A 24,919-nucleotide genomic window follows, 5' to 3' on the forward strand; every position below is an offset into this window, starting at 1 on the left:
GACTGATTGTACCAGACAAGCCACAACTAACAAGTAAAGTAAGTTAAATTACCTAGGTATGTGATTAAAAAGGCAACTTTACTTGTATGATTCGCTAGTTTTACCGATAGGTTTTAAACACAATATGAATGCCAACCTATTATTCATACCAGACACTTTGACTATTATTATTTAGTTGTTTACACCCTCTATAAGCTGGACTAAGTTAATGACATTAACCAGACTATTAAACGCCTCCCTAGGGAAAAATCATGCAACAGAGTGTCCCATCTGCAATATTTATAAATTTTTTAGGTAAAGCACCTCAATGGTATAAATACACCATTATTGCATTTTTAATAATTAACCCGCTGCTGTTTCAATTAAACCCTTATTTGTCTGGCTGGGTACTGGTTATTGAGTTTATTTTTACATTGGCCATGGCGCTCAAATGTTACCCACTGCAACCTGGTGGTCTACTTGCCATTGAGGCACTATTAATTGGTATGACATCAACCACGCAAGTTGAACATGAAATAGCACAAAACCTAGATGTGCTTTTATTACTTATTTTTATGGTTGCCGGTATTTATTTCATGAAAGATCTGCTGCTGTATATTTTTACCAAGTTAGTGGTTTCAGTAAGAAGTAAGACCGTTTTATCGCTTGCCTTTGCAATAGCTGCTGCGTTTTTATCAGCTTTTTTGGATGCCCTGACTGTAATGGCGGTTGTTATTGCGGTGGCCATGGGCTTTTATAGTATTTATCACAAGGTGGCCTCAGGAAAAGATTTTATTAGTGAGCACGATATTAACGATGATAACCAAGTAAAAGAGGTAAACCGTCAAGAGCTTGAAGAGTTTCGTGCTTTTTTACGTAATTTACTCATGCATGCCTCGATTGGGACCGCACTTGGCGGCGTGTGTACTATGGTTGGTGAACCACAAAATTTAATTATTGCAGAGCGAGCAAGTTGGCTATTTGGAGAGTTCTTTTTAAGAATGCTGCCCGTTTCTTTACCCGTGCTTTTTGCGGGCTTATTAACAACCTTTTTATTAGAAAAAACAAAAACCTTTGGCTATGGGGCAAAACTGCCAGAAACAATTCATGCTATTTTAAAAAACCATGCACAAACACTTGATAAAAAACGTACCAAACGCGATAGAGTGAACCTCACAATTCAAGCACTTATCGCTATCTGGTTAATTACTGGCTTAGCGTTACATTTAGCAACCGTGGGCTTAATTGGTTTATCGGTCATTATTTTAGCCACGTCGTCGGCCGGCATAATAGAAGAGCACCAACTCGGTAAAGCCTTTGAAGAGGCCCTCCCCTTCACTGCACTACTTTGTGTATTTTTTAGTGTGGTTGCAGTAATCATCGATCAACAACTCTTTACTCCTGTGATTACTTGGGTACTAACATTTGAAGGGCACTTACAATTGGTGATGTTTTTTATCGCTAATGGATTGCTTTCAATGGTCAGTGATAATGTATTTGTCGGCACTGTATATATAAATGAAGTTGCTGCAGCTCTAAAAGCAGGTCAGATAACTCGAGACCAATTTGATTTACTTGCAGTGGCGATAAACACCGGCACAAACTTACCCAGCGTGGCCACCCCTAATGGTCAAGCTGCTTTCTTATTCTTACTTACATCAACACTAGCTCCCGTGTTACGCCTATCTTACGGTCGAATGGTGTATATGGCTTTACCTTACACTTTTGTGCTTACCTTTGTTGGGTTAAGCGCGACTTATTTTGGCTTGAGTGAAATAACCAGTTTGTTTTATGACTGGGGGATAATACAACACCACATCCCTGTAGCGAATTCTGGGCATTAAGAGCTTCCCCGACTTTGAGGAGCTAGGAAATTTCATAGCTCCTCACTTTTTCCCTTTTACTTGCTCCGCTGTTTATCCTACGTCATAATCTAAGCCCTTATTTAAATACGGATTTGTTATGAACTGGCTTGCTAATCTAAGTACTCAACGTACACCTTGGTTATTATTCAGTGGGATTGTTTTTCTGCTTGAAGTCATCGCGCTCTTTTTTCAATACAACATGGGATTAGCACCGTGCATTATGTGTATTTACCAACGCACCGCGGTATTAGGCTTACTTTTTGCCGGTATTATTGGCGCCAGTAAACCAAACAACCTCGTAGTCCGTATTGTCGCTTATACAGTGTGGGGGGTTTCAAGTGTATGGGGGTTACTAATAGCTCGTGAGCACATTGAAATGCAAACAACCACTGACCCCTTCGCATTTAGCTGTGAGTTTGAGCCAAATTTTCCAGAGTTTATGCCATTACATCATTGGATACCGCAATTTTTTGAGGCAACCGGTGATTGCGGAAACATAGATTGGCAATTTGCAGGCTTAAGTATGCCTGCATGGATGGAAGTTATTTTTGTATTGTTTACCGCCACACTTATTGCGTTAGTGGCCAGTCGATTAATCTCTAAAAAGTCACTTTAATATGTTTACTTTTTTTTCAAGCCACGTTGACGAACTTAAACACTTAAAAGTTCGTCAAAGACAAACCGTTATTGCGATCTCGTTAAGTATGCTCTCTCCTAGTGACAGAGTGTTAATGCGTATTGTAAAGCTTATGCTGCTAAGCCCATTTTTTTTAATATTTACCCTTTTTGAAGGATGGCTACTCGTGCCCTTTTTGATTGTGGCTGGTTTAAGCTACCCGCTACTAACCGCCCCCGTAGATGTTAATTTTGCTAAAAAGCACCTTGGTGCTGCCTTAAAACAGTTTGATCAGGGCGCATAGCGCCCTTTTAAGTTAAAACGCCACCTTTCCATCAAGTTTGGCTAGCATTTTTTTACCCACCCCTTTTACTTTAGCTAGATCTTCAAGTGATGCGAAATCACCATTTGTTTCTCTATAATCGATAATTGCCTGTGCTTTTTTCTTGCCGACACCTGGTAACTTAATTAACTGTTTTAAATCAGCAGTATTAATATTAACCACGGCTGATTGCATCTGCTCTGATAGCATATCGCTTTGCGCAAAGGTGGTACCCATAGGTAATAAACATAAAGCAGCGGCTAATGAGATGATTTTAATTAATTTCATACTATTTCCTTTTGTGTTCTTACATGAACATTCGTTGATTATTTACACCCAGCACTTTTACATAACGTTGTGGTTACTAAGTACTAACGGTAACAATCACTCCTTGCGACTCCTTTACTGCAACGCGTTATAAAGTGACTTAATAAATAAAGTAGAGTTACTCTTTATTGTCAACCAAGCTGCAGATAAACTAAGGCTAAAGCTTGCAAAACCACGCGCAAGCTTGTACTGTATATAAAAACAGTAATCTAATGATTTAAAATAATCATATTGCCACGTAAGTAAGCAGGAGAAATCATGGCTGTTGTTGTTAAATATGTTGTAGAACGAAACGGAGTCGAGCGCATGACGTTTACTACTAAAAAAGAAGCTGATGCCTATGACAAAATGCTCGATATTGCCGAGTCACTAGAACTCATGCTTGAAAAAGTAGATGTGCCACTAAGTGAACAACAGGTTGAGTCGCTCGCGCTGGAGATTGCAAAAAGTAAAGACGACTTTATGGCCGTACTTAAAGGTGGTAAAGAAGTACCCACTAAAGCTAAAAAAACAAAGTCAGATAACGTTGCGGATATAAAAGATAAAGCAGCGAGTTAGCACTTTCAAAAGCTCAATAGTAATTATTAAAAAACTGAATTCGGTATTCGAATTCAGTTTTTTTATGCCTTTAAATAATAATAGCTAAAGGTCAGCCAATAAAAAATGCCAACCAGTTAAACTGATTGGCATTTATAAAAACCAACACTTTACGTTAGCTAATCAGTTACAATGACGATTCAACTTCATCAAACAGATCAGTAATTTCTTTTTTCGGTTCAGCTGTCACAAGGCTTCCTACCACAATAGCAATACTCGCTAAAATGAAGCCTGGGACGATTTCATAAATTACACTGCTTAAGCTCTCACCATTAATGGTAATAGGCGCATAAATCCATACAAGCACTGTTAAAGCACCAACAACCATACCGCTAATAGCCCCTTTTAAGTTCATACGTTTCCAGTAAAGACTAAACAAGACAAGTGGACCAAATGCAGCACCAAAACCAGCCCATGCGTTGCTAACTAAATCAAGTATTGAACTATTACGGTCATACGCTAGGTAAATAGCAAATAACGCAACCAGTATTACGCTAATACGCCCTACTAACACCAGCTCAGTTTGCGAGGCATCGCGGTTTAAGTAAATCTTGTAGAAGTCTTCAGTAAGCGAGCTTGAACACACCAATAATTGCGATGAAATCGTACTCATAATCGCAGCTAAAATAGCAGCCAGTAGGAAACCAGCAATTAATGGGTGGAAAATAAGTTCAGCTAATACTAAGAAAATGGTCTCTTTATCGGCAATTGGCATTTGGTTTTCAATCATAAAGGCAGCACCAAATAAACCGGTAAATACCGCACCAATCGCAGATAGTGTCATCCAAGACATACCAATACGACGCATAGTTGGCATTTCTTTTACTGAGCGAATAGACATAAAGCGAACAATAATATGTGGCTGACCAAAGTAGCCTAAGCCCCAAGCCATCGCAGAAATAATAGCAATGGTAGAACCACCAGCAAACCAATCAAGCATATTCAATGAATGGATTTCACTGGCTTTTGGTGAACTTAACAACTGCTGGTAATTTGCATTTGCTAAAGTATCCATAAATGGCTGATCAAGCATCATATAAGTAGCGATAGGTACTGCAAGCAAGGAGATAAACATAATACAACCTTGCACGAAGTCTGTTAGGCTAACCGCTAAAAAGCCACCAAATAAGGTGTAAACAACAACCACACCCGTGGTGATGTATAAACCCATTTCGTAACTCATCTGAAATGAATTTTCAAATAACTTACCACCGGCGACTACGCCTGATGAAGTATACAAAGTAAAGAACACAATAATAACAATTGCAGAGATCACACGGAGGATATTCTTGTTATCATCAAAACGATTTGCAAAATAATCAGGGATGGTAATAGAGTCATTTGCTTTTTCAGTATAAACACGCAGTCTTGGGGCGACTAAGAAATAGTTTGCCCATGCGCCTAATACTAAGCCAATAGCAATCCAAACCTTGCTAAGCCCAAACAAGTACATTGCGCCAGGTAGGCCCATAAGTAACCAACCACTCATGTCTGATGCACCCGCTGATAAGGCAGCAACACTGGGGGCTAAATTACGACCACCTAGCATATACCCTGATATATCGCTGGTAGATTGCTTATATGCGTATAGTCCTATTCCCAGCATTACAATAAAATATAATGCCAGTGAAATAATCATTCCTGTTTCCAAATTTGCCTCCACTTAAATAAGTAATAACAGGCTTTTAATCCAAATAATGACTCTTGAAATCTTATAATTAAGACAGTATTGGAATAAAAGCTTTCTACTGAACTATAACACGGTAATTGCTAATAACTCCAACCCGCTCATTTAAGTAGATAAAAAACCATCGGTTAGCTCACTTTTGCAACAAATAAAATGAAAAACAATAAAATTAGATTAAGAAATACCAAACCAACCATAGTATTTTATTAATAATGTTCATTTTACCGATGCTATTTTGAATGTTTTCCAATATATTATTACAATGTTAATCAATTTCTACTCTTTCGGAATCTTATATGTATTTTTACGCTGCTCGGCAACCTATTTTAGATCGCAATAAAGAACTAATTGGCTATGAGCTTTTATTTCGTGATGGAGTTGATAACGTATTTCCAAATATTGACGGCGATGAAGCCACGTCTCGACTGATTGAAGGCAGTCAATTTAACTTTGGCTTAGAAGATTTAACTGATAATAAACCCGCTTATATTAACTTTACCTTAGACACCTTGTTAAAAGGCTACCCAACCCTTTTAAACAAAGATGGGGTGGTAATTGAAATACTCGAAACCGTCCAGCCAGGTAAACGCTTATTGGCAATTGTTAAAGACCTAAAAGAAAAAGGCTATACGCTAGCGCTAGATGACTATGCACATCAACCTGTATGGCGGCACTTTTATCCGTTTATCGATATTATTAAAGTCGACTTTTTAACTTGTGATATTGAAAACGTTAAAACGATCATAGAGGATTTAAAACCTTATCCACACATAAAATTACTTGCTGAAAAGGTTGAAACTTACGCGCTTTACAATCAAGCTTTTGAACTAGGTTTTGAATACTTTCAAGGCTTTTTCTTTTCAAAACCAGAAATGGTGCAAAGCAAGGCATTACCGCCATCGGGCATGGCACTGGCTGAGCTACTCTATGAAACATCCAGCGTAGAAATGGATCTTAAAAAAATCACCGATGTATTTGAGCGTGATGTTAACTTATCGTATAAGCTGCTACGCTACTCAAACTCGGCAGCATTTGCTCGCCGCTCTGAAATAAACACAATAAAACAAGCGCTTATTGTATTGGGCGCGGCTGAAATAAAAAAACTACTCTCTTTATTATTTGCCGCACAAGTCTCTGCAGACAAACCTCTGGAGCTTATTAGGTTGTCGCTCACACGCGCGCGTTTTTGTGAGCTTTTAGCAATTTCACATGGCAAACTTAGAGATACAGGAATAGCATTTTTAACCGGCATGATGTCGCTTATGGATGCCATACTAGATGAAGAGATGGACAGTGTAATGCTTAAACTACCGCTTTCAAATGAGATAAAAGCGGCACTGTTAAACAATGAAGGGCTGCTTGCTGAGTATTTAAACTTAGTAACCCTCTATGAGCAGGGTAACTGGCACGCTGCTAACGATAAAGCCCAACAGCTTAACTTAGGTGATGATGTGCCTGATGCTTACCACGAAGCACTTAATTGGGTTAGTGAACAAATGCAGATAATGATTGATAATTAAAGCGCTCATTAGTAATTAATAACTAAAAATAAAACGCCAGCATTTGCTGGCGTTTTTATTTTTATCAAAGGCTTTCTAAGAAATCTTCGTCAAAATCTTCAGGCTCTTCTTTTATTGGCGGATTGCCATCGTAGAGTTCATATAACTGACGCTGAAAGTAAATGTCTTTAACAAACAGGTATGGGTCTAATGAATCATTTAATAAACCCTCTTGAGCCATTAAAGACGCCCTTGCCTCAACCGCCTTTAACGCAAACACTAAAATTGTTTGTGGTGTAGTCAGTGCAATTTCAGGTAAAACCACATTATCAACAACATCACCGGTTAAGTTACGTGCAGTTGATGGCCCCATTGCCGGGATCATTAAATAGGCACCATCGCCTACTCCCCACACACCTAAGGTTTGGCCAAAATCTTCATCAGTTACTTCAAGCCCTAACGAACTTGCAACGTCAAATAAGCCAAACACCCCCACTGTAGAATTCACTAAAAAGCGCGCAAAATTAATTCCGGCACTGCTTGGCTTTCCTTGCAGACCCGCATTAATAATATCAACCGGTGCTGTAATATTATCGGTGAAATGCACAATACTTCGACGCACAGGCTGTGGGGTTACTGTTATATAACCCACTGCCGCAGGCCTTAAAATATAAGCATCAAGTACGTCCATATTAAAGTCATAAATAGGTCTGTTTACACTTTGTATGGGATCGCGCTCATCATATTTACTCTCAGGCACTTGAGCACAACCCGATAACGTGAGTAAACATAATAAAAGTAAGCCTTGTTTTAACATCTCAAATCCTTAAGGTATTAATGTATCAATGTTCAGTTGCACTTGGCGCACCTCTTTAGAAGCAAGCACTTGAGAATGCCCTTCAAGCTCCCCAGTGCTTGGCATAACTGAATCATCATTAGAGATACGCGCAGAAATGATAATTTCACTCGCACTCGATAAGTTTAGCCCTGCCATCATGGCATTAGCATCGCTCAGCTCAACCGTAATTGGAAAGCTATAGTCTGTTAGTTTGACCACGGCTAAAGGCATCGGTGATCCCTTAGCCGCTTTAGCAAACACAAACAAAATACCGTTATTGGGCTGTTTGTCTGCAAGTTGGCTATCGATATCAACGGTAACTTGAATACTTTGAGCCGCTAACTGATCGCCACTGGTTGCCACGTTTTGCTGAGCAATTTGTAGGTCGATTTCGCTAATACGTTGGTTGATCATAGCATAGCGCGTATCAGACTCATCCATACTTGCAAGTAGCACCTCAAACGCTGCCTTTGCCTGTAGCCAGTCTTTTCTCTCAAAGGCGATTAGTGCAAGTAACGAAATCGCATCAAGGTTATTTGGTTGAGCTTGCAGTACTTTAGAAAGCATACCCGCTGCACGAGTCATGTTTTCTTCACTGCCCTCAAGTAATAGCACCTGAGAGTAGCTAACAAGCGCTTGCATATTATCAGGGTTTATTTTTAATGTTTTATCGAATGACTGTTTCGCCATATCAAATTCATTTAGCATTAAAGCAACACGCCCTAACAACATCCAAGCCACTTCATCATCACCGCTTTGACTTAATTTAGTACGCAGTGCTAAGGCAAACGCTTGTAACTCATTTTTAGTTAATGGCTCGCCCTTTTGCATTACGGCGCGCTGACCATAATCGGCCAAGTTATCCATTGCATCATGCCAAGCTGCAATTTGTTGCTGGCTGCCTGTCATTGCATAGAAAATACCTGCTAATGCAATTAAAAACGCCGCGCCTGTTAAAGCAAATATACGATTGTCACCACGGCTATTTAGTGACTTCTCCGGCGATAATTCATTAAGTAAACGGCGTTTTAATTCAATAATAGCTTCGCTGTGATTTTGCGAGTCTATACGTTGATTATCTAAATCTGTCTGTAATTCAACTAAACGCTGTTCATAAATGCTGATAAGCTGTGCATTGGCGTTATGGGTGATGGTTACTACGCGCTCTTTTTTTAAAAAAGGCACAATAATAAACAGCAATGCAATAAGTGTGAGTAAAGCAAAAGACGCCCACATTAAAATCATTTAACTTTGCTCCTGATGTTTATTTTGTTTAATCAGCTTATTGAGCATCACTTCATCAGCGTCACTCCAGGTTTGTTTTACCGACGCTTTACGTTGGCGAATCACAATAAAGCCAAACCCAATTATTACGATGAGTACCGGAAGTACCCACAGTATTAACGTGGCAGGTGTTACCGGTGGATCGTAATGAACAAAGTAGCCATATCGATCAATCATGTAATCAATAACTTCATCTTTGGTTTTGCCATCTTTTACCAACGCCAGCACTCGCTCGCGCAAGTCTTTTGCGACAACGGCATCAGAGTCAGCAATATTCTGATTTTGACACTTCGGGCAACGTAATTCTTTTGTTAGCTCTTCAAAGCGAACAGCTTGCTCGTTGCTATCAAATTGATAACGGTCTTGCTGAGCAAACGCAGCTACACTAACAAACAAGCTAAGGGTTAATAAAAACAATCTCATGGCTGCAGCTCCTGCATAATAGGCGCAAACTTAGCACGCCAAACTCGAGGGTTTATATCACCAGTGTGATGTAACAAAATGGTGCCATTTTTATCTACTAAAAATGTCTCTGGTGCACCGGACACCCCTAAATCTAAAGACAATGAACGTTCTAAATCTAAAATATTAAATTGATAAGGGTCGCCCGCACGTGAAAGCATATTACTCACATCATCACGCAGCGCTTGCATATCAAATGGGCCATCAAAATCGGCGTCGTAACTTTGTACATAATACAAGCCGATAATTTTAACCCCTTGCTCGCGTAGCTTAGTTAAATAGCCAAGCTCAGCTAAACACGTCGGACACCATGTGCCCCAAACGTTTAGCAAATACACGTCACCCTTTAGCTGCTCATCAGTCCAACGTTTATCGTCTTGCATTAAATCAGGTAAATTAAACGCAGGCACCGTTTGACCAATTCGCCCTGTTTGTATTTCCCGCGGGTTGGCAAACAACCCTTGGTATAAAAACACACAAATAAAGATAAAAATTAATAAAGGAGCAATTGCGATAAGTTTACGGTTCATACTGCCCCCTCTATTTCATCTTTTCGCGGTGAGGCGCGATAGCGCTTATCGAATAAAATCACAAAACCAGCGAGTGAGATCAGAATACCGCCAATCCACATCCAACGTACAAACGGCTTATGGTAAATGCGTAATGACCATGCCCCTTCACTTAGTTGCTCACCAAGCGCAAGATATAAATCACGAGTGAATCCGGCATCAATAGCGGCTTCGGTCATAAATTGCATACCAATATCGTAACGACGCTTTTCTGCATATAAACGCGTTACAGTGTCATTCCCTTTTAATACCGTCACGACACCAGCATGACCACTGTAGTTTGCACCACGAATAGTCTTCACACCTTCAAAGCGGTATTGATACTGGTTAAGCTGCACGATATCGCCTTGCTTCATCGATACATCACGCTCAACTGAATACGCCGAGGTGAGTGTAATGCCCGCTATAACGAAGGCTAAACCAACATGCCCCAGCACCATTGCCCAATAGCTTAAACCTAAACGCTTTATACCGAGCTTAAGCGAGCCATGAACCGCTGCTTTGGTATATAAATCAATAAAAGTGGCAATAAATATCCATACACCTAGCGTGGTTGCTAAAAGTGTTAATGGAGTCACTACCTCATAGCCACTAAATAACCATGCGCAGGTAATGATAATACTGACTAATGCGCCTACAAATATTTTATTTTGTAAAAAGGCCCACTTATTTTGCTTCCAACGCAGGAAAGGTCCAATGCCCATTAAAATAGCAAATGGCACCAGTAAAATAGCAAACATTTTATTAAAGAAAGGTTCGCCAATTGAAATACTGCCTAGCCCCATTTCCTTGTGCACCATAGGTAATAATGTACCTAACAGTACAATTAACGTAGCAACCACTAAGAAAATATTGTTTAACCAAAGTGCCACTTCACGCGATACAAATTTATAACGCCCTTCACTTTTAACTTGTGAGACACGCAAGCCATATAACGCTAAACCGCCGCCAACAACTACGGCCAAAAAGCCAAGAATAAATAAGCCACGATCAGGGTCTGTTGCAAAGGCATGCACCGAAACAATAATTCCTGAGCGAACGATAAAGGTGCCTAGTAAACTTAATGAAAACGCCGCAATAGCCAGTAACACTGTCCATGATTTAAATACGCCACGTTTTTCTGTCACACTTAAAGAGTGCAGTAACGCGGTTGCGACTAACCATGGCATGAGTGATGCATTTTCAACAGGATCCCAGAACCACCAGCCGCCCCAGCCTAGCTCTGAATAGGCCCACCAACTACCTATGGTGATACCTAAGGTTAAAAAGCCCCATGCCGTCATTGTCCATGGGCGTGACCATTTTGCCCAGGTGTTATCAAGCTTGCCGGTTAACAACGCGGCAATAGCAAAGGCAAAAGCAACAGAAAGACCGACATACCCCATATAAAGTAATGGAGGGTGAATGATCATCCCCGGGTCTTGTAATAATGGATTTAAATCGCGTCCCTCAACAGGGAAATAGGGTAGTAAACGTTCAAACGGACTTGAAAGTAGCAAGGTGTACATCATAAATCCGACACCTAAAAAGCCAAGCACACCTAATACACGAGCACGAAGTACCCAAGGCAGTGACTTTGAACGCAAAGCAACAACGGCGGTCCAACCGGCCTGCATTAATAACCACAGTAAAATAGCGCCTTCATGGCCACCCCATGTTGAGGTTATTTTATAATACCAAGGCAAGGTGCTACTTGAGTGATACGCTACATAAGATACGGTAAAATCATCGGTTAAGCTGGCATAAATAAGTGCAGCAAAAGACAAAGCAACAAATGCAAACTGACCAATAGCAAGTGATGGCGCAGCGCGCATCAAACGAAGGTTTCCTGTGTGTGCACCCCAAAGTGGGAAAATACACAACAGAATACTCAGTACCATGGCCAATGTTAGGGAAAAATAACCAAGTTCTGGGATCATATTAGCTCCCACTATCTAAATTGTATTTTGGTTTCTCGTGCTTAATTCCTTTTACTGCCTCGGCAACCTCGGCTGGCATATATTCTTCATCATGTTTAGCCAGTACTTCAAACGCTTCAATGACGTTAGGTTCAACTAACACACCTTGTGCAACAATTCCTTGCCCTTCACGAAATAGATCAGGCAAAATTCCTTGATAACGCACCGTGACCAATGGGCCAGTATCAATCAACTTAAAGCTTACCTGTAAGCTTTGCTCATTTCTTTGCACTGTACCAGGGACAACCATACCGCCAATGCGGAGCTTTTGTCCTATATGAGGCTTTTCTTTATTCGGGCCTTTACCATCAATTAATTCACTGGGGGTGTAAAACAAATTAATGTTTTCTTGTAAGGCGTACAACACTAAACCAATTGATCCACCAATACCAAAGAGTACGGCAATAATAACCAAAAGGCGTTTTTTACGTCTAGGGTTCACGAGGTTTGCTCCTGCTTAGAATTTTTAATTCGAGTTTCACGCGCAATTTGCTGCTCCACCGACGCTAAAATTTGTTTTTTGTCGCGTAACGAGCTAAATAAAATGCCTAATAAAATTAATGCGCATGTACCAAAAGAAAGCCATACATAAAAGCCATAGCCTCCCATTGCAATAAAATCTGAAAACGAGTCAAACTGCATAATTACCCCTTAGTTAACAACTGTCGCACCCATGGGCGGTGCTTTTCACGGTGTAAAATTTCATTTTTAAGACGAATTAAAGTCACAGTACCAACAAACGCGGCAAAGGCTAAAATATTAATCATTAACGGCCAAAACATACTTGGATCTACCGCGTCGCGGTTAAACTTAGTGATGCTTGCCCCTTGATGCAGGGTATTCCACCATTCCACCGAAAAGTGAATGATAGGCAAGTTAATAACCCCAACAATAGCTAAAATAGACGCGGCGCGACCGGCTGATTTTTTATCTTCAAAGGCATGGTACAAAGACAACACCCCTAGATATAAAAATAACAAAATGAGTTCAGAGGTCAGTCGTGCATCCCATACCCACCAAGCACCCCACATAGGTTTACCCCACGCAGCACCGGTGATTAAGGCTATTGCGGTCATGCAGGCACCTACGGGTGCTATTGCAATCACCGCAAGCTCTGCATTGCGTAATTGCCATACAAGCGCAACAATGGCTGCAATCGCCATTGATGAATAGGCGCCCATAGATAAAATAGCGGAGGGCACGTGAATAAAAATAATACGATAACTGTCTTTTTGTTGGTAATCGGCAGGAGCAAAACCTAATCCCCATACCCAACCAACAACCATACTAATAACCGTTACTACTGCAAAATATGGCAGTAGAGTATTGCATAATTGATATGCTCGCTCTGCTTTCGCATACGGATGTAACCACTTCCACATATTAACTTACACTCACTTTTAATGCTGATGATATGGCAATTGGCGCACTGATAGTCGCAACGACTAACATTGCACCAAGGATTGCAAGCTGACCACTGTAATCCAGCGACATAGTGCTGGTATCAATAGCGGAAGTTGCAAAAATTAAAACCGGAATATACAAAGGCAAAACGAGCAGACTCATTAAAATGCCGCCTTTTTGTAATCCCACAGTCAAACCCGCTCCTATTGCGCCAATGAAGCTCAATAAAGGCGTGCCCAATAATAGCGTTAATAACGTTGCCACTAAGGCAGTCGTTTCTAAATTTAGTAGTAAAGCAAATAAAGGGGTCATTAGCACTAACGGGAGGCCGGTGATCACCCAGTGTGCGGCTACTTTGCCCAGCACCGTTAATGATAAGGGGTATGACGAAGCAATGAGCTGCTCCAAAGAGCCGTCGTGGTAATCATCTCTAAACAGTTTATCAAGGCCAAGCATGGTCGATAATAAAGCCGCCACCCAAATAATGCCCGGTGCCATTCTTGATAGCAAGCCTGGCTCAGGCCCTATGGCTAATGGAAACAGTGAGATAACAATTAAAAAAAACAAGATAGGATTAACTATTTCAGCGCGCTGACGAAAAGCGAGCTTAACGTCTTTGCTAAATACCGCGACAAATAACTGCCAATATGAATGCTGTCGTGTCATTAGTGGCGGTACTCCAAAGTCAACGTTTGTAAGTCACTAAAGTGGGTGGTTAAATCTTGGTGTGTTGTTAACAAAATAGCGCCCCCCTTTGATAAGTGCTCAGTAAAACGTTGCTGTAAAAAGGCAACCCCGGTTTTATCTAGCGCCGTGAAAGGTTCATCTAAAATCCATAACTTCGCTTCAGATAACCATAATCGAACGAGTGCCACCCGCCGCTGTTGACCCGCAGATAACATTCTTACAGGCACATCTTCCAGTCCCACTAAACCTAACTTACTTAATAAAGGGTATAAGTCAGGAGTATCAACATAACCATTAATAGCCAACCAATGTGCTACATTTTCAAGTGCACTAAGTTGTACGTTAACACCGGTTTTATGGCCTATAAATAATAAGTCTCTGGCATATTCGTCATAATATTTTTTGATAGATTGATTTAGGTATAAAATATCACCTTCATCCGGCAGCGAAAAACCAGCAATAATGCGCAATAATGATGTTTTACCAGCCCCATTAGGGCCGGCTAACTGCATGATTTGACCGCTTTTAAGGCTAAAATTAAGTTCATCAAACAAACAACGCTCTTGCTTGATACAAGTAACGGACTTAATGTGTAACAAGATGACGATTCTCTCTGCCAAAAATTAGCCGTAAGTCTACCATAATGATAGGGTAATACGAATATTGCTTTAGAATCGATTTACTTAAAATAAAGAAAACTTGATATAAAATAATGAATACACCAACGCACATCACATTGTCTAACCCACAGGTTAGTAATCAAACAACTGATTCAGGTAAGGCTGCGTTAGCAACACTGCCACCTGAAGTGCTGGCGGCAAAAAATATTCAGTTTTCTAAAGATTCAGTCACGCTTGATGTGTTTATGAATAAGCATTGGCAAACGATTCGCCTTGGGACAACTGAGACATTCACAAACGTTGAAAAAATAGCAAGCGCTAACATACAGTTAAGTGCAGATGGTAAAAGCTTAACCATCATCCCTAACAATACAACTTTAACAATTAAACAACCGACTCAGTTGCAACGATTTTTAAATTTTATAAACACCCAAAGTGATATTCAAAACAGTCCATTATCACTTCAGGTGGTATTACAACCAACACCAAAGTTGGTCATTGAAAAATTTAATGCCAGTATTGCTATTAATAAACACGTTGCACAATTACTCGCAGATGAGCCTTTAATAAAGGGGATGATTGAAACGGATAGCAAAGGTACACGACTTAATATTATTAACCGTTTTGCAGATATAGTGCATTCACAGCCAATAAACCAAGCCAAACTAACACAGTTGCTTGCCAGTAATTTAACCCCTGCTCAGCTTCATGCTATGCCTAAGTTTGCGGTATTAAGCCCAAACTCTTTTAAAGACTCATTAACTATTAACCTAAGTCATCGACAATTAAGTGAACTACCTACCATCCCGACTAAGGTAAACATTACTCACCAAGCAGATAAATTACTGATCAAAACCGCTTATCACACTATGACTGTGAGCCTTAAAAACTCATTTAGTAAACCGTTTAATGAGATGCTCTCTTTGCAACAATCGCAAGGCCTAATTGATCACTCGCCGAGTAAACAGCATCCGCTCAGCACGATAAATAGTCCGATACAATCATGGTTGAAAAGCAGTTTTGCTGATTTTAAAACGCGTATTTTAGATGCGGTAAAGTACTTTGAAAGCAAGCCATTTACGACCTCGGTAAGCTCATCTCAAAAACCAGAATTTACAGGCGATGCTCAGCAAAAATGGCTCACCCCAATGCAAAAAATTGACATGACACAATTAAAAAACGTGTCAAATTTAGCGCCGCCCCTAATGCAATTTACCCAGCAAATAAAATCAAGCGTTTCTATGTGGCAACAACAACCGTTAGCAGCACACACTTTATCTCCTTTAGTGACTCCTTTTTCATCCCCATCAACTAACGCGGCTACATTAGGTCAGAGCTTACAGCCTTTAGAAAAACTCTTATTAGCGACGGTTTTAAAACACAGTCCAAACACCTCAATAGAACAAAAAGATGCGACCAACCAAATAATAAGCAGCCAACTTAATACCATTACAAGCAAACTGACTGATCAAGGAACCGATTTAAACCGTTTAGTTAATCAGGCTTTTAATCGCATGTTGTCAGATACTAATTTACACCCAGCAACCATACAGCGCGAAATACTCAGCACCATAAAGCCCACACAACTTCAAAGCGACATCTTACAAAGCTCGTTTAATAGAGGTGTTGAACAGCTTTCATTAAGCATTTTAGCCGCGCCTATCATTAACCAAAATCCAAGTGCGGTGAGTATTAATAATCAAACGGGTTTAGAAGCTTTACTGCAGGTTTTATTACCGACGTTTAAAGTGGGTAATAGCGCCAATAAATTGTTGGAACAATTACAGCAACCACAAGTACAAGCATTAGCAGGTGAATTAACCCAAATTAAGAACACATTAAGCCAAGTACAAACGCCTGCTATTAGTCAACAACCTGACACAAACGCCTTGGTGCAATTTTTATTACCGATGAAGCTGCCTGCTGAAGCGGCGCAAACAGAAATAACTTTAGGGCAGTATAAAAAGCACAGTAGCGGTAAACTAGCGGATAAAAATGTCTGGTTTGTTAGGCTCAACTTTGATTATGCCGAACTGGGTAAGCTACAAATAATAGCAGAACTCATGGATAAAGCTTTAGATTGTCAGTTGTTAGCCTCAACCCAAGCGGTGAGCGCTTTAGCTCATCCACATCTTGATAATTTACGCTCAAAACTGGCAAAACAAGGCTTACAAGTGGGTGAGCTTAAACTAAAACGAGCGGATGATAACCATCAAGCATTTTACCAATCGCATGCCATTATTAATATTAAGGTTTAGTCATGACTGAGTCATCAAAAAGCAATTCAGCAATTGGACTACTCTACGAGGCGGGACATTCACCCATTGTAAGTGCTAAAGGGTTTGGTGAACTGGCGGATGAAATTATTGCCCTAGCCAAAGAAAAAGGAATTTTAATCCATCAAGATGAAGCACTTGCAAATACACTATCGAAACTAGACCTCGCAGAAGAGATCCCCAAAGAGTTGTACTTTGTTATTGCTGAGCTCATTGCGTTTTCATACGTGGTTAGAGGAAAGTTTCCGCCTGGTTGGCAAGACTTTCAGGGAAAGCTAAATATAAAAGCATAACGCAGTGTTATAAAAGCAAAAAAGGCGCTAAGCGCCTTTTTGTTTGTGTAATGAAAACAACAGTTCAGCCTCGGCGCGGGGTAATTCACATTCGCGAATAACCTCATCTAAATCAGCACCTAACTCAACCATTTTTACTGCACGAGAGTATATTTTAGCATCGGGGTCATCGTATTTTTGAGCTGCTTGTTGCTGTATAAGCTCTTGGTTTTGTTGTTCTACCTCAAGCACACGCTTACCAATACTCAGTAAACCGGTTCGCAACTCTGACACTTCGCTACGTAAAATATTAATCTGCTCTGATGAATCTTTAAACTGTTGTAATTGCGCGCCAAGCTCACTCGCATAGCGCTTTTTAAACATCACAATTAAAAGCAGCGAGAATAGTCCAAAAACTAAACCCGCAATAGCAATACCAAGTAATAACATAGTTTTATGTAGAGAAGCTTATATATCGCTTAACTCATCCCATTCGTCATCACTAAGTAGTTTATTTAAATCAACCAGAATAAGTAACTCATTGTCGCGGTTACATACACCTTGAATAAATTTAGCACTTTCCTCTGTACCTACATTTGGCGCACTGTCAATTTCAGAGCTACGTAGGTAAACAACCTCAGAAACGCTATCGGCTAGAATGCCAATCACTTGCTCTTCTGCTTCAATAATTAAAATACGTGAATTATCCGTCGCTTCAATATCAGGTAAACCAAAACGAGAGCGAGTATCAATAACGGTAACAACATTACCACGTAAGTTAATAATACCAATCACATACGAAGGTGCACCTGGTACAGGAGCAATCTCGGTGTAACGCAGTATTTCTTGCACTTGCATTACATTTACGCCATAAGTTTCATCTTCTAGCTTGAACGTAACCCACTGCAAAATCTCATCATTATTATCTGCATTTTTCTTAGCTGACAGTAATTTATCTTCACTCATGCTCTTACCTCGTAATGGTCATTACTTGTGACGGCTATCTAAGCCTTTCTCTAATAGTGCGTTTAAATTATTAACATCTATTAAAGCACACATTTTTTCTTTAATTACTCCAGCAAGCCATGGGCGCTTACTGTTATTTGTACGCCATTTTACATCTTCTTTACTCAATGTAATGTTATTTATTAGTTTTTCTGCTAATAAACCCCATTGGCTATCACCTAAAGTGATGAGGTATTGATAATTTAAAGATGCCTCTAACTGCTCATCGTACTTTTCAGGCATAACCCAGCGAGCGGTATCAACAACATTGAGCTTTTCTTCTCGGTTGATCATAACCCCTTTAAACCACTTAGGCTTGCCAAATAAATGATTTACTTCTCCAAGCTCATGAATGCCACCTAAGGCTTTTAGCGGCACCGCTAAAGTAAGCCCTGCCACTTCAAAAAACAGCGCTTGAAACTCACCATCAAAGTAGTCAGCTTCACCACCTACAGCCACCTCTTGCTCAGGCACGACGTGTTGCTCTTGGTGGGTGTCAATTTCTACATTCGATACTTGCTTATTAAGCTTTTCAACTTCAACAACAGGCTCAACTATTACTGGTTGTTCTTTTTGCTCTTCATACGTTACCTGCTCAAGCAGTTTAGCAACAGGCTCAAGGTCTTTTGTTGGTTCGTCATCAGATAATAACGCCCCTAAGTACTGAGTGACTACTTTTTCATTAGCAAATAATTGCTTACTCATTTATTAACCTTGTTTTATTAAATATTTAAGTAATGCTTTATAAGCATAGACTCCACGCGCATTTGGGCAAAAATCTACCGGTACTTTTTGCGCTAAACTTGCATCTCTAAATTTAGTATCAACAGGAATAACGCCTGGCCATACTTTTTCTTTATACGTTTCTTGTAATGTTTTATAGGCCTCAAGCGATGCTTTGGTTCGTTTATCATACATAGTTGGAATTATAGTATATTCATAGCTTTTCGCTTGAGAGGTTTGCATTAACTCCATAGTACGCATCATTCTATCGAGCCCTTTAAGCGCCAAGAACTCAGTTTGCACCGGCACTAACACTCTTTCACAGGCGGCAAGCGCATTGACCATCAGCACACCTAAAACAGGTGGGCAATCTAAAATTGCGTAATCGTAATACTCGCTAATTTTAGCCAGTGTTTTTTTTAAAATCAGGCCCATTCCCGTTTTATTACCCATGCTACGGTCAAGTGTCGCGATCGCCATAGTTGCAGGTAAAATATCAAGGTTTTCAATTGTTGAGGGGCATAATGCTTGCAATATTTCTTCGCTTTTCATACTCGAGCCGCGAGTAAAAATATCGTAAACACTGACCTCTAAATCTTCTGAATCAATACCAAAGTAATAGGTTAGTGAAGCATGAGGATCTGTATCAATCAATAACACGCGCTTGCCTTGAAGCGCAAGGATCCCTGCAAGGCTAACCGCTGTAGTGGTTTTGCCTACTCCCCCTTTTTGATTGGCTACTGTCCAAACTTTCACATTATATCCTAATTACTGTTCGTTGCGCGTTGTAACACGGATGCCACCATGCGGTAAACGGATTATTTTTATTGTATCGTCTTGGGCAGGTAGCTCAATTTCTGGCTGACTTTGCTCTGATACTGAAATTGATGATTTCGTTTGTTCATCAGAGGGCTCTGGTGCTAAACCATATTTAGAAAGTGCAATCACGACTTTACGGTTTTCAGCACGCCCAGCTTCGGTATCATTATCGGCAAAGGGCGAGTATTGACCATATCCCTCAATGGCCATGCGCGCGGATTCAATGCCCAAACGCTCTAGCTCAACTAATATTGAGGTTGCACGCGCCACTGATAACTCCCAATTAGAACGAAATATTTCATTTCGTATGGTTTCGTTATCTGTATACCCGCGTACTCTTATATAGTTATCGACTGATGCGATGATTGCTTCAATTTTTTTTACAATCTCTTTGGCCTTGTTATGTGCAACAGCACTACCACTGGCAAACAACAATCCGGAATTGAGCTCAATAACCAACCAGTCTTGGCTTAGTTCTAAGCTAGCCTCGCCACTGCGTATCTCATCAATCAGCGACGATTGTAATTTAGCCAATAAACTATCCAGCGGCTTACCTAAGTGGCGTTGACTAATATTGCTATTGTCACTTTGACCATCGAGTAACACTGGGCCTTGCTCTAGCTCTTGAATACTTTCGCCATAGAGTATTTCAGCCTCAGGGGTCACCCTTTCAAGCAATAAAGCATCACCATTTACCCCGTTACCCTGCTGAGAATATTGTTTTGCAGACTTATCAAAAACATGCTCAAGAGAATCAGATAAAACCTTGATGTTGTCTTCTTTATTTATCGCAATTGCATACAATACAACAAAAAATGCAAACATTATGGTCATATAATCCGCATAAGAAACTAACCAACGCTCAGTATGTTGGCTCTTTAATTGGTGATGACGTAAGCGACGGCGTAACATAGGCGCTAATGGGCCTGTAAAATTGGACGTTCAACGCGGTAGGCTTCAAGCTTTAGTTCAATATTAATAGGGCTCTCACCTTGGCTAATAGCAATTACACCTTCCGCTAACATTTCGTGATAAAGCATCTTTTGTTCAACCCGTTGCTTTAGCTTATTGGCCATAGGTAAAAATAATAAATTAGCCAAACCAACACCATATATAGTTGCAATGAACGCGGTGGCAATACCCGTTCCTAACTGCTCAGGATCGTTAATAAATGACATGGCTTGAATAAGCCCAAGTACAGCACCTAAAATACCAATAGTTGGGCTATACCCACCCATTGCTTCATATACCCGGCTAGCCTCAAGTAATCGTTCTCGCTCAAGTAATAAGTCAATCTCGAGGGTATCGCGTAGTTTTTGCTCTGAACAGCCATCAACTAATAAACTCAGTCCTTTGGCAGCATAGGGATCTGAATGCGCAAGTGCTTCGTTTTCTAATGCTAAATAGCCTTCTTGACGGGCTTTATGCGACCAGCGTTTTACTTGCTCAATAGCATCTTCAATATCATGGTCGTCGGTAACAAAAACCCAATGAGTAATACTAAGCATTTTTTTAAATGTATTGGCTGATGTTTGTAGCATCACCGCACCTAATGTACCGCCTAATACAATAATTAGTGCAGGCCCATTAAACAGCGCAGATACCACACCTCCCTCTAAAGAATAACCGATTGCAATAGCACCTAATGCAACCAGTAATCCTAAAACAGAAAGCTTATCCACAGCCAACCTCTCTTTTTAAGCGTGCAGCCACATCATGAAGGCTAATGCTTTCGCTCGCTAAACCTGCACTGGCTATCGCCTGAGGCATACCATAGACAACACAGCTTTTTTCATCCTGAGCCCAAATTGTAGCGCCAGTTTGCTTAAGCATGCGAGCACCATCACGACCATCTGCACCCATGCCTGTCAAAATAATGGCAAGCACATCACCTTGATACGCTTTGGCCGCACTGCCAAAGGTAATATCAACACTTGGTTTATAGTTTACTCGTTCATTTTTATCTTCAAACACACGAAGGGTTCTATTAGAGCCACGTCCTTCTACCATCATTTGCTGGCCACCTGGCGCTAAATAAGCGCACCCAGGTTGTAATCTATCGCCTTGCTGCGCTTCTTTTACCTTAATCTTACACAAGCCATCTAAGCGAGTAGCAAAGGCCGGGGTAAATGCAGCAGGCATATGCTGTATGAGTAGAATAGGGTGTGGAAAATTAGCAGGTAATTGCGTCAAAATAGTTTGCAGTGCAACTGGCCCACCTGTGGATGTACCAATAGCAACTAACTGATACTGCTTACCACTGGCACGCGCTGAGGCACTGCTGTTAGTAGGTGCAGGACTCGCATTATTAAAGCTACGATCAGGTTGAACTATCGGCTTTTTAGCAAGGTTAGAAAAGCGTTCAGAACTGTTTGACGCTGGTTTACTAATACTTGGAGATGGGGCCGTTCTCGTAATTCTTCCAATACGCTGGCGGCCTATTTCCTTAACCTTATTTTGCAATAACTTAATTGCATCATCGTTATTTCGAGCAATATCTTCAAACTTTTTAGGTAAAAAGTCCATCGCCCCAGCATCAAGCGCATCCAAAGTGGCAGATGCCCCTGCTCGTGTTAACGATGAAAACATTAAAATAGGTGTTGGATTACTCGCCATGATCTCTTTCACAGCACTAATACCATCCAGCACCGGCATTTCAACATCCATGGTGATAACATCAGGACGTAACTGAGCTGTTTTTTCGACGGCCTCTCGGCCATTTACAGCAAAGCCTATTACCTCAATGCCGCTGTCTTGTTCAAGAATTTCACTCACTCTGCGGCGAAAAAAGCTTGAATCATCAACTACTAAAACTTTAACAGCCATTTCGCTCTCTTATTCAATGAATGGGTAGGCATAAAGTTTATACCTACTTTTTATTATCCAGCGTAATGCTTTAGCATACTCGGTACATCTAATATCAGTGCAATTCCACCATCAGAGGTAATAGTCGCACCCGCCATACCCGGCGTACCTTGCAATAATGCATCTAGAGGCTTAATCACCACTTCTTCTTGACCTATTAGTGAATCAACAACGAACCCTACTTTTTGAGTCCCTATTTGCACAATAACGACATGCCCTTGTGCTTTTCGCTGACCTCTATCAGCGCCTTTTATAAGCCAATGTTCAAGGTAGAATAATGGAATCGACTTTTTACGAACAATAATCGTTAGCTGGCCATCAACCACATTAGTTTTTGTTAAATCTAAGTGGAATATTTCACTTACACCCGCTAGCGGCAAGGCAAAGGTTTGCTCTCCCACCACCACCATTAAGGTAGGCAATATCGCAAGTGTTAGTGGAACTTTGATTTCTAAAGTAGTCCCTACGCCCATTTCTGATTTTATGTTAACCGAGCCATTGAGCTGAGTGATTTTTGTTTTAACCACATCCATACCAACACCACGGCCAGAAATATCTGAGATTTCTTCTTTGGTTGAAAACCCAGGTGCAAAAATAAGGTTATAAGCTTCAGTATCAGAAAGACGACTCGCTTGGTCGTGATCAAGCACCCCTTTACTAATCGCAATCTTTTTAAGCTTTTCAGCATCCATACCGGCACCATCATCTTGGATGGTAAGTAGAATATGATCACCCTGTTGCGAAGCTGATAAAGTCACCGTACCTGTTCTAGGTTTACCCGATGCTTCACGAATATCGGGCATTTCAATACCATGGTCGACCGAGTTGCGAACCAAATGCACCAATGGATCGGCCAATGCTTCCACTAAATTTTTATCTAAATCGGTGTCTTCACCGACAAGTAATAAATTAATATCTTTTTTAAGTGTTCGTGCTAAGTCACGTACAACACGAGGAAAACGGCCAAATACTTTTTTAATTGGCTGCATTCGTGTTTGCATTACTGCACCTTGGATATCAGCAGTCACAACATCTAAGTTGGAAATAGCTTTACCCATAGCCTCGCTATCAGAATTAGTCGCCAAACTCACTAAGCGATTTCGCACAAGTACTAACTCGCCCACCATGTTCATTATTTGGTCTAGGCGTTTGGTATCAACACGTACTGTTGTTTCTGCCGGTGGAGGCGCTGCTTTTTTAGGCGGCGCAGCTTTAGCTGCTTGTGCCGCAGGAGCCGGCTTAGCTGGCTCTGGTTTAGGCTGTGGCTTAGCTGCAGCAACTGGTTCTGGCTTTTTAGCTGCCACTGGTTCTGGTTTACTTACAGGAGCCGGTGTTTCTATCGACTTAGGTGCACCTTTACCATGAAGTTCATCAAGTAACGCTTCAAACTCGTCGTCACTTATTTCATCATCGCCCGAGCTTTGCTCGTTACTTGGTGGAGCCACAGGGGCTGATGGTGTTTGTTGTGGTGTACTTGCGGTTGCTTGGCTCACTTCGCCAAAGCTGCCTACACCATGAAGTTCATCCAATAAGCTGTCAAACTCATCGTCAGTTATATCACCACTGACATCATTGTCACTTGATGATGATTGTTTTTCTTGTGGAGCTTGCCCTTTTCCATGAAGTTCATCAAGTAGGCTTTCGAATTCGTCTTCGGTTATTTCATCAATCTGAGACTCAGTACTGCTGCTATCTGGGCCGCTAAATAATTCATCAAAAGCAAACGGGTCTTCTTCAGCATCGTTGCTCTGTTGCTCTGCAACTGGTTCAGGCTCTACCGATGGAGTTTCCACAGGAGCTATATCTTCAACCACAGAATCGCCGGCAAGCTCTTCTGATGTCGGTGGCTGCCCAAGTTTGTGAAGTACTGCAAGTAATTCTGGATCAGCAGGCTCTGGCTGGTCACGATTTTTAATCGTGGCAAACATTTCATTAATGGTGTCCAGTGCTTGTAAAATCACATCCATTAATTCAGAGTTAACTGTTCTTACACCTTGGCGCAGTAAATCAAACACATTTTCAGCACCATGACATGCATCAACAAGCTCTGTCATAGCCAAAAAGCCAGCGCCACCCTTTACAGTGTGGAAACCGCGAAATATTGCGTTTAGTAGCTCAGTATCATCTGGGTTGTTTTCCAGTTCTACTAACTGTTCAGATAAAAGCTCAAGGATTTCTCCGGCCTCTACTAAAAAGTCTTGTAAAATATCTTCATCGACTTCAAAGCTCATGCAGTACTCTCCTA

At 40.8% G+C, this 24,919-nt stretch carries 27 protein-coding genes; 7 read left to right on the forward strand and 20 right to left on the reverse strand.

The genetic code is table 11. The features are described 5' to 3' along the window. The first annotated feature begins 251 nt into the window (after positions 1-251). From nhaB to N523_RS0114590, 3 genes are all read left to right on the forward strand, one after another. Positions 252-1,823 carry a sodium/proton antiporter NhaB gene (gene nhaB, locus N523_RS0114580; protein ID WP_013465528.1) on the forward strand — a complete coding sequence of 524 codons (1,572 nt, stop codon included), beginning with the start codon at positions 252-254 and terminating at the stop codon, positions 1,821-1,823. A gap of 118 nt (positions 1,824-1,941) precedes the next feature. Beyond that, on the forward strand, positions 1,942-2,460 hold the full coding sequence (gene dsbB / locus N523_RS0114585) for a disulfide bond formation protein DsbB (protein ID WP_013465529.1): 519 nt from the start codon (positions 1,942-1,944) through the stop codon (positions 2,458-2,460). Between the two features lies 1 nt (position 2,461). Beyond that, positions 2,462-2,764 (forward strand): DUF6170 family protein, encoded by a 303-nt coding sequence (locus tag N523_RS0114590; protein WP_024602042.1) that lies wholly within the window; start codon positions 2,462-2,464, stop codon positions 2,762-2,764. A gap of 12 nt (positions 2,765-2,776) precedes the next feature. On the opposite strand, the gene N523_RS0114595 is transcribed toward N523_RS0114590, so the two are convergent. Then, positions 2,777-3,070, reverse strand: coding sequence for a ComEA family DNA-binding protein (locus N523_RS0114595; RefSeq protein ID WP_024602041.1), 294 nt, complete (start codon positions 3,068-3,070; stop codon positions 2,777-2,779). Between the two features lie 297 nt (positions 3,071-3,367). Between N523_RS0114595 and N523_RS0114600 the strand changes: the two genes are divergently transcribed. Next, on the forward strand, positions 3,368-3,667 hold the full coding sequence (locus N523_RS0114600; protein WP_013465532.1) for a YebG family protein: 300 nt from the start codon (positions 3,368-3,370) through the stop codon (positions 3,665-3,667). A gap of 166 nt (positions 3,668-3,833) precedes the next feature. Here N523_RS0114600 and putP read toward each other — a convergent pair whose 3' ends face one another. After that, positions 3,834-5,345 (reverse strand): sodium/proline symporter PutP, encoded by a 1,512-nt coding sequence (gene putP, locus N523_RS0114605; protein ID WP_008113313.1) that lies wholly within the window; start codon positions 5,343-5,345, stop codon positions 3,834-3,836. 344 nt (positions 5,346-5,689) lie between these two features. On the opposite strand from putP, the gene N523_RS0114610 reads away from it, so the two are divergent. Beyond that, positions 5,690-6,913, forward strand: a complete 1,224-nt coding sequence (locus tag N523_RS0114610; RefSeq protein WP_013465534.1) for an EAL and HDOD domain-containing protein — start codon at positions 5,690-5,692, stop codon at positions 6,911-6,913. Between the two features lie 64 nt (positions 6,914-6,977). Here the strand turns inward: N523_RS0114610 and N523_RS0114615 are convergent, their stop codons facing one another. The 10 genes from N523_RS0114615 to ccmA are packed head-to-tail and all read right to left on the reverse strand — an operon-like array spanning position 6,978 to position 14,693. Beyond that, a complete protein-coding gene (locus N523_RS0114615) occupies positions 6,978-7,709 on the reverse strand; it encodes an MlaA family lipoprotein (RefSeq protein ID WP_028834001.1) in 732 nt (243 codons plus the stop codon). 9 nt (positions 7,710-7,718) lie between these two features. Further along, positions 7,719-8,975, reverse strand: a complete 1,257-nt coding sequence (gene ccmI, locus N523_RS0114620; protein ID WP_028834000.1) for a c-type cytochrome biogenesis protein CcmI — start codon at positions 8,973-8,975, stop codon at positions 7,719-7,721. After that, positions 8,976-9,437 (reverse strand): cytochrome c-type biogenesis protein, encoded by a 462-nt coding sequence (locus N523_RS0114625; protein WP_013465536.1) that lies wholly within the window; start codon positions 9,435-9,437, stop codon positions 8,976-8,978. Then, a complete protein-coding gene (locus tag N523_RS0114630; RefSeq protein WP_013465537.1) occupies positions 9,434-10,006 on the reverse strand; it encodes a DsbE family thiol:disulfide interchange protein in 573 nt (190 codons plus the stop codon). The genes N523_RS0114625 and N523_RS0114630 overlap by 4 nt, the downstream gene beginning before the upstream one ends. After that, positions 10,003-11,964: a heme lyase CcmF/NrfE family subunit gene (locus tag N523_RS0114635; protein WP_028833999.1), complete on the reverse strand. Its 1,962-nt coding sequence runs from the start codon at positions 11,962-11,964 to the stop codon at positions 10,003-10,005. Before N523_RS0114635 ends, N523_RS0114630 begins: the two co-directional genes overlap by 4 nt. Before the next feature lies 1 nt (position 11,965). Then, entirely contained in the window at positions 11,966-12,445 is a 480-nt protein-coding gene (ccmE, locus tag N523_RS0114640) for a cytochrome c maturation protein CcmE (RefSeq protein ID WP_008465420.1), read from the reverse strand. After that, positions 12,442-12,645: a heme exporter protein CcmD gene (ccmD, locus tag N523_RS0114645; RefSeq protein ID WP_008112240.1), complete on the reverse strand. Its 204-nt coding sequence runs from the start codon at positions 12,643-12,645 to the stop codon at positions 12,442-12,444. The genes ccmE and ccmD overlap by 4 nt, the downstream gene beginning before the upstream one ends. Positions 12,646-12,647: 2 nt before the next feature. Beyond that, positions 12,648-13,385, reverse strand: a complete 738-nt coding sequence (locus tag N523_RS0114650; RefSeq protein WP_010387946.1) for a heme ABC transporter permease — start codon at positions 13,383-13,385, stop codon at positions 12,648-12,650. Position 13,386: 1 nt separating this feature from the next. After that, positions 13,387-14,073 (reverse strand): heme exporter protein CcmB, encoded by a 687-nt coding sequence (ccmB, locus tag N523_RS0114655; protein WP_028833998.1) that lies wholly within the window; start codon positions 14,071-14,073, stop codon positions 13,387-13,389. Beyond that, positions 14,073-14,693: a cytochrome c biogenesis heme-transporting ATPase CcmA gene (ccmA, locus tag N523_RS0114660; RefSeq protein ID WP_155949133.1), complete on the reverse strand. Its 621-nt coding sequence runs from the start codon at positions 14,691-14,693 to the stop codon at positions 14,073-14,075. Before ccmA ends, ccmB begins: the two co-directional genes overlap by 1 nt. A gap of 113 nt (positions 14,694-14,806) precedes the next feature. Here ccmA and fliK point away from each other — a divergent pair, with 113 nt between their 5' ends. After that, positions 14,807-16,972 carry a flagellar hook-length control protein FliK gene (gene fliK, locus N523_RS0114665; protein ID WP_028833996.1) on the forward strand — a complete coding sequence of 722 codons (2,166 nt, stop codon included), beginning with the start codon at positions 14,807-14,809 and terminating at the stop codon, positions 16,970-16,972. A 2-nt stretch (positions 16,973-16,974) separates the two neighbouring features. Then, positions 16,975-17,283, forward strand: a complete 309-nt coding sequence (locus tag N523_RS0114670) for an EscU/YscU/HrcU family type III secretion system export apparatus switch protein (protein ID WP_010387940.1) — start codon at positions 16,975-16,977, stop codon at positions 17,281-17,283. Positions 17,284-17,310: 27 nt separating this feature from the next. Here the strand turns inward: N523_RS0114670 and N523_RS0114675 are convergent, their stop codons facing one another. From N523_RS0114675 to N523_RS0114710, 8 genes are read right to left on the reverse strand one after another with little or no spacing between them, the layout of a single operon-like run. Further along, positions 17,311-17,712 carry a DUF2802 domain-containing protein gene (locus N523_RS0114675; RefSeq protein ID WP_008112228.1) on the reverse strand — a complete coding sequence of 134 codons (402 nt, stop codon included), beginning with the start codon at positions 17,710-17,712 and terminating at the stop codon, positions 17,311-17,313. A gap of 18 nt (positions 17,713-17,730) precedes the next feature. Further along, positions 17,731-18,228, reverse strand: coding sequence for a chemotaxis protein CheW (locus N523_RS0114680; protein ID WP_008112225.1), 498 nt, complete (start codon positions 18,226-18,228; stop codon positions 17,731-17,733). Between the two features lie 21 nt (positions 18,229-18,249). Beyond that, positions 18,250-18,972, reverse strand: coding sequence for a chemotaxis protein CheW (locus N523_RS0114685; RefSeq protein WP_028833995.1), 723 nt, complete (start codon positions 18,970-18,972; stop codon positions 18,250-18,252). A 3-nt stretch (positions 18,973-18,975) separates the two neighbouring features. Continuing rightward, the gene (locus tag N523_RS0114690) at positions 18,976-19,746 is read right to left on the reverse strand and encodes a ParA family protein (protein ID WP_008112222.1); all 771 of its coding nucleotides are present in this window, start codon (positions 19,744-19,746) and stop codon (positions 18,976-18,978) included. A gap of 12 nt (positions 19,747-19,758) precedes the next feature. Then, positions 19,759-20,721: a flagellar motor protein MotB gene (locus N523_RS0114695; RefSeq protein ID WP_028833994.1), complete on the reverse strand. Its 963-nt coding sequence runs from the start codon at positions 20,719-20,721 to the stop codon at positions 19,759-19,761. A 5-nt stretch (positions 20,722-20,726) separates the two neighbouring features. Beyond that, positions 20,727-21,491, reverse strand: coding sequence for a flagellar motor protein (locus N523_RS0114700; protein WP_028833993.1), 765 nt, complete (start codon positions 21,489-21,491; stop codon positions 20,727-20,729). Next, a complete protein-coding gene (locus N523_RS0114705; protein ID WP_028833992.1) occupies positions 21,484-22,635 on the reverse strand; it encodes a protein-glutamate methylesterase/protein-glutamine glutaminase in 1,152 nt (383 codons plus the stop codon). The genes N523_RS0114700 and N523_RS0114705 overlap by 8 nt, the downstream gene beginning before the upstream one ends. Before the next feature lie 53 nt (positions 22,636-22,688). Then, positions 22,689-24,905 (reverse strand): chemotaxis protein CheA, encoded by a 2,217-nt coding sequence (locus N523_RS0114710; RefSeq protein ID WP_028833991.1) that lies wholly within the window; start codon positions 24,903-24,905, stop codon positions 22,689-22,691. Positions 24,906-24,919 lie beyond the last annotated feature (14 nt).

This window comes from Pseudoalteromonas sp. 23_GOM-1509m (assembly GCF_000518425.1).
GTDB classification, from domain to species: Bacteria; Pseudomonadota; Gammaproteobacteria; order Enterobacterales; family Alteromonadaceae; genus Pseudoalteromonas; species Pseudoalteromonas tetraodonis.

Excerpts from the sequence above, each read along its gene's own strand:
- nhaB (WP_013465528.1), top strand. The coding sequence starts at position 252 with ATGCAACAGAGTGTCCCATCTGCAATATTTATAAATTTTTTAGGTAAA.
- dsbB (WP_013465529.1), top strand. The coding sequence starts at position 1,942 with ATGAACTGGCTTGCTAATCTAAGTACTCAACGTACACCTTGGTTATTA.
- N523_RS0114590 (WP_024602042.1), top strand. The coding sequence starts at position 2,462 with ATGTTTACTTTTTTTTCAAGCCACGTTGACGAACTTAAACACTTAAAA.
- N523_RS0114595 (WP_024602041.1), bottom strand. The coding sequence starts at position 3,070 with ATGAAATTAATTAAAATCATCTCATTAGCCGCTGCTTTATGTTTATTA.
- N523_RS0114600 (WP_013465532.1), top strand. The coding sequence starts at position 3,368 with ATGGCTGTTGTTGTTAAATATGTTGTAGAACGAAACGGAGTCGAGCGC.
- putP (WP_008113313.1), bottom strand. The coding sequence starts at position 5,345 with ATGATTATTTCACTGGCATTATATTTTATTGTAATGCTGGGAATAGGA.
- N523_RS0114610 (WP_013465534.1), top strand. The coding sequence starts at position 5,690 with ATGTATTTTTACGCTGCTCGGCAACCTATTTTAGATCGCAATAAAGAA.
- N523_RS0114615 (WP_028834001.1), bottom strand. The coding sequence starts at position 7,709 with ATGTTAAAACAAGGCTTACTTTTATTATGTTTACTCACGTTATCGGGT.
- ccmI (WP_028834000.1), bottom strand. The coding sequence starts at position 8,975 with ATGATTTTAATGTGGGCGTCTTTTGCTTTACTCACACTTATTGCATTG.
- N523_RS0114625 (WP_013465536.1), bottom strand. The coding sequence starts at position 9,437 with ATGAGATTGTTTTTATTAACCCTTAGCTTGTTTGTTAGTGTAGCTGCG.
- N523_RS0114630 (WP_013465537.1), bottom strand. The coding sequence starts at position 10,006 with ATGAACCGTAAACTTATCGCAATTGCTCCTTTATTAATTTTTATCTTT.
- N523_RS0114635 (WP_028833999.1), bottom strand. The coding sequence starts at position 11,964 with ATGATCCCAGAACTTGGTTATTTTTCCCTAACATTGGCCATGGTACTG.
- ccmD (WP_008112240.1), bottom strand. The coding sequence starts at position 12,645 with ATGCAGTTTGACTCGTTTTCAGATTTTATTGCAATGGGAGGCTATGGC.
- N523_RS0114650 (WP_010387946.1), bottom strand. The coding sequence starts at position 13,385 with ATGTGGAAGTGGTTACATCCGTATGCGAAAGCAGAGCGAGCATATCAA.
- ccmB (WP_028833998.1), bottom strand. The coding sequence starts at position 14,073 with ATGACACGACAGCATTCATATTGGCAGTTATTTGTCGCGGTATTTAGC.
- fliK (WP_028833996.1), top strand. The coding sequence starts at position 14,807 with ATGAATACACCAACGCACATCACATTGTCTAACCCACAGGTTAGTAAT.
- N523_RS0114670 (WP_010387940.1), top strand. The coding sequence starts at position 16,975 with ATGACTGAGTCATCAAAAAGCAATTCAGCAATTGGACTACTCTACGAG.
- N523_RS0114675 (WP_008112228.1), bottom strand. The coding sequence starts at position 17,712 with ATGTTATTACTTGGTATTGCTATTGCGGGTTTAGTTTTTGGACTATTC.
- N523_RS0114680 (WP_008112225.1), bottom strand. The coding sequence starts at position 18,228 with ATGAGTGAAGATAAATTACTGTCAGCTAAGAAAAATGCAGATAATAAT.
- N523_RS0114685 (WP_028833995.1), bottom strand. The coding sequence starts at position 18,972 with ATGAGTAAGCAATTATTTGCTAATGAAAAAGTAGTCACTCAGTACTTA.
- N523_RS0114695 (WP_028833994.1), bottom strand. The coding sequence starts at position 20,721 with ATGTTACGCCGTCGCTTACGTCATCACCAATTAAAGAGCCAACATACT.
- N523_RS0114705 (WP_028833992.1), bottom strand. The coding sequence starts at position 22,635 with ATGGCTGTTAAAGTTTTAGTAGTTGATGATTCAAGCTTTTTTCGCCGC.
- N523_RS0114710 (WP_028833991.1), bottom strand. The coding sequence starts at position 24,905 with ATGAGCTTTGAAGTCGATGAAGATATTTTACAAGACTTTTTAGTAGAG.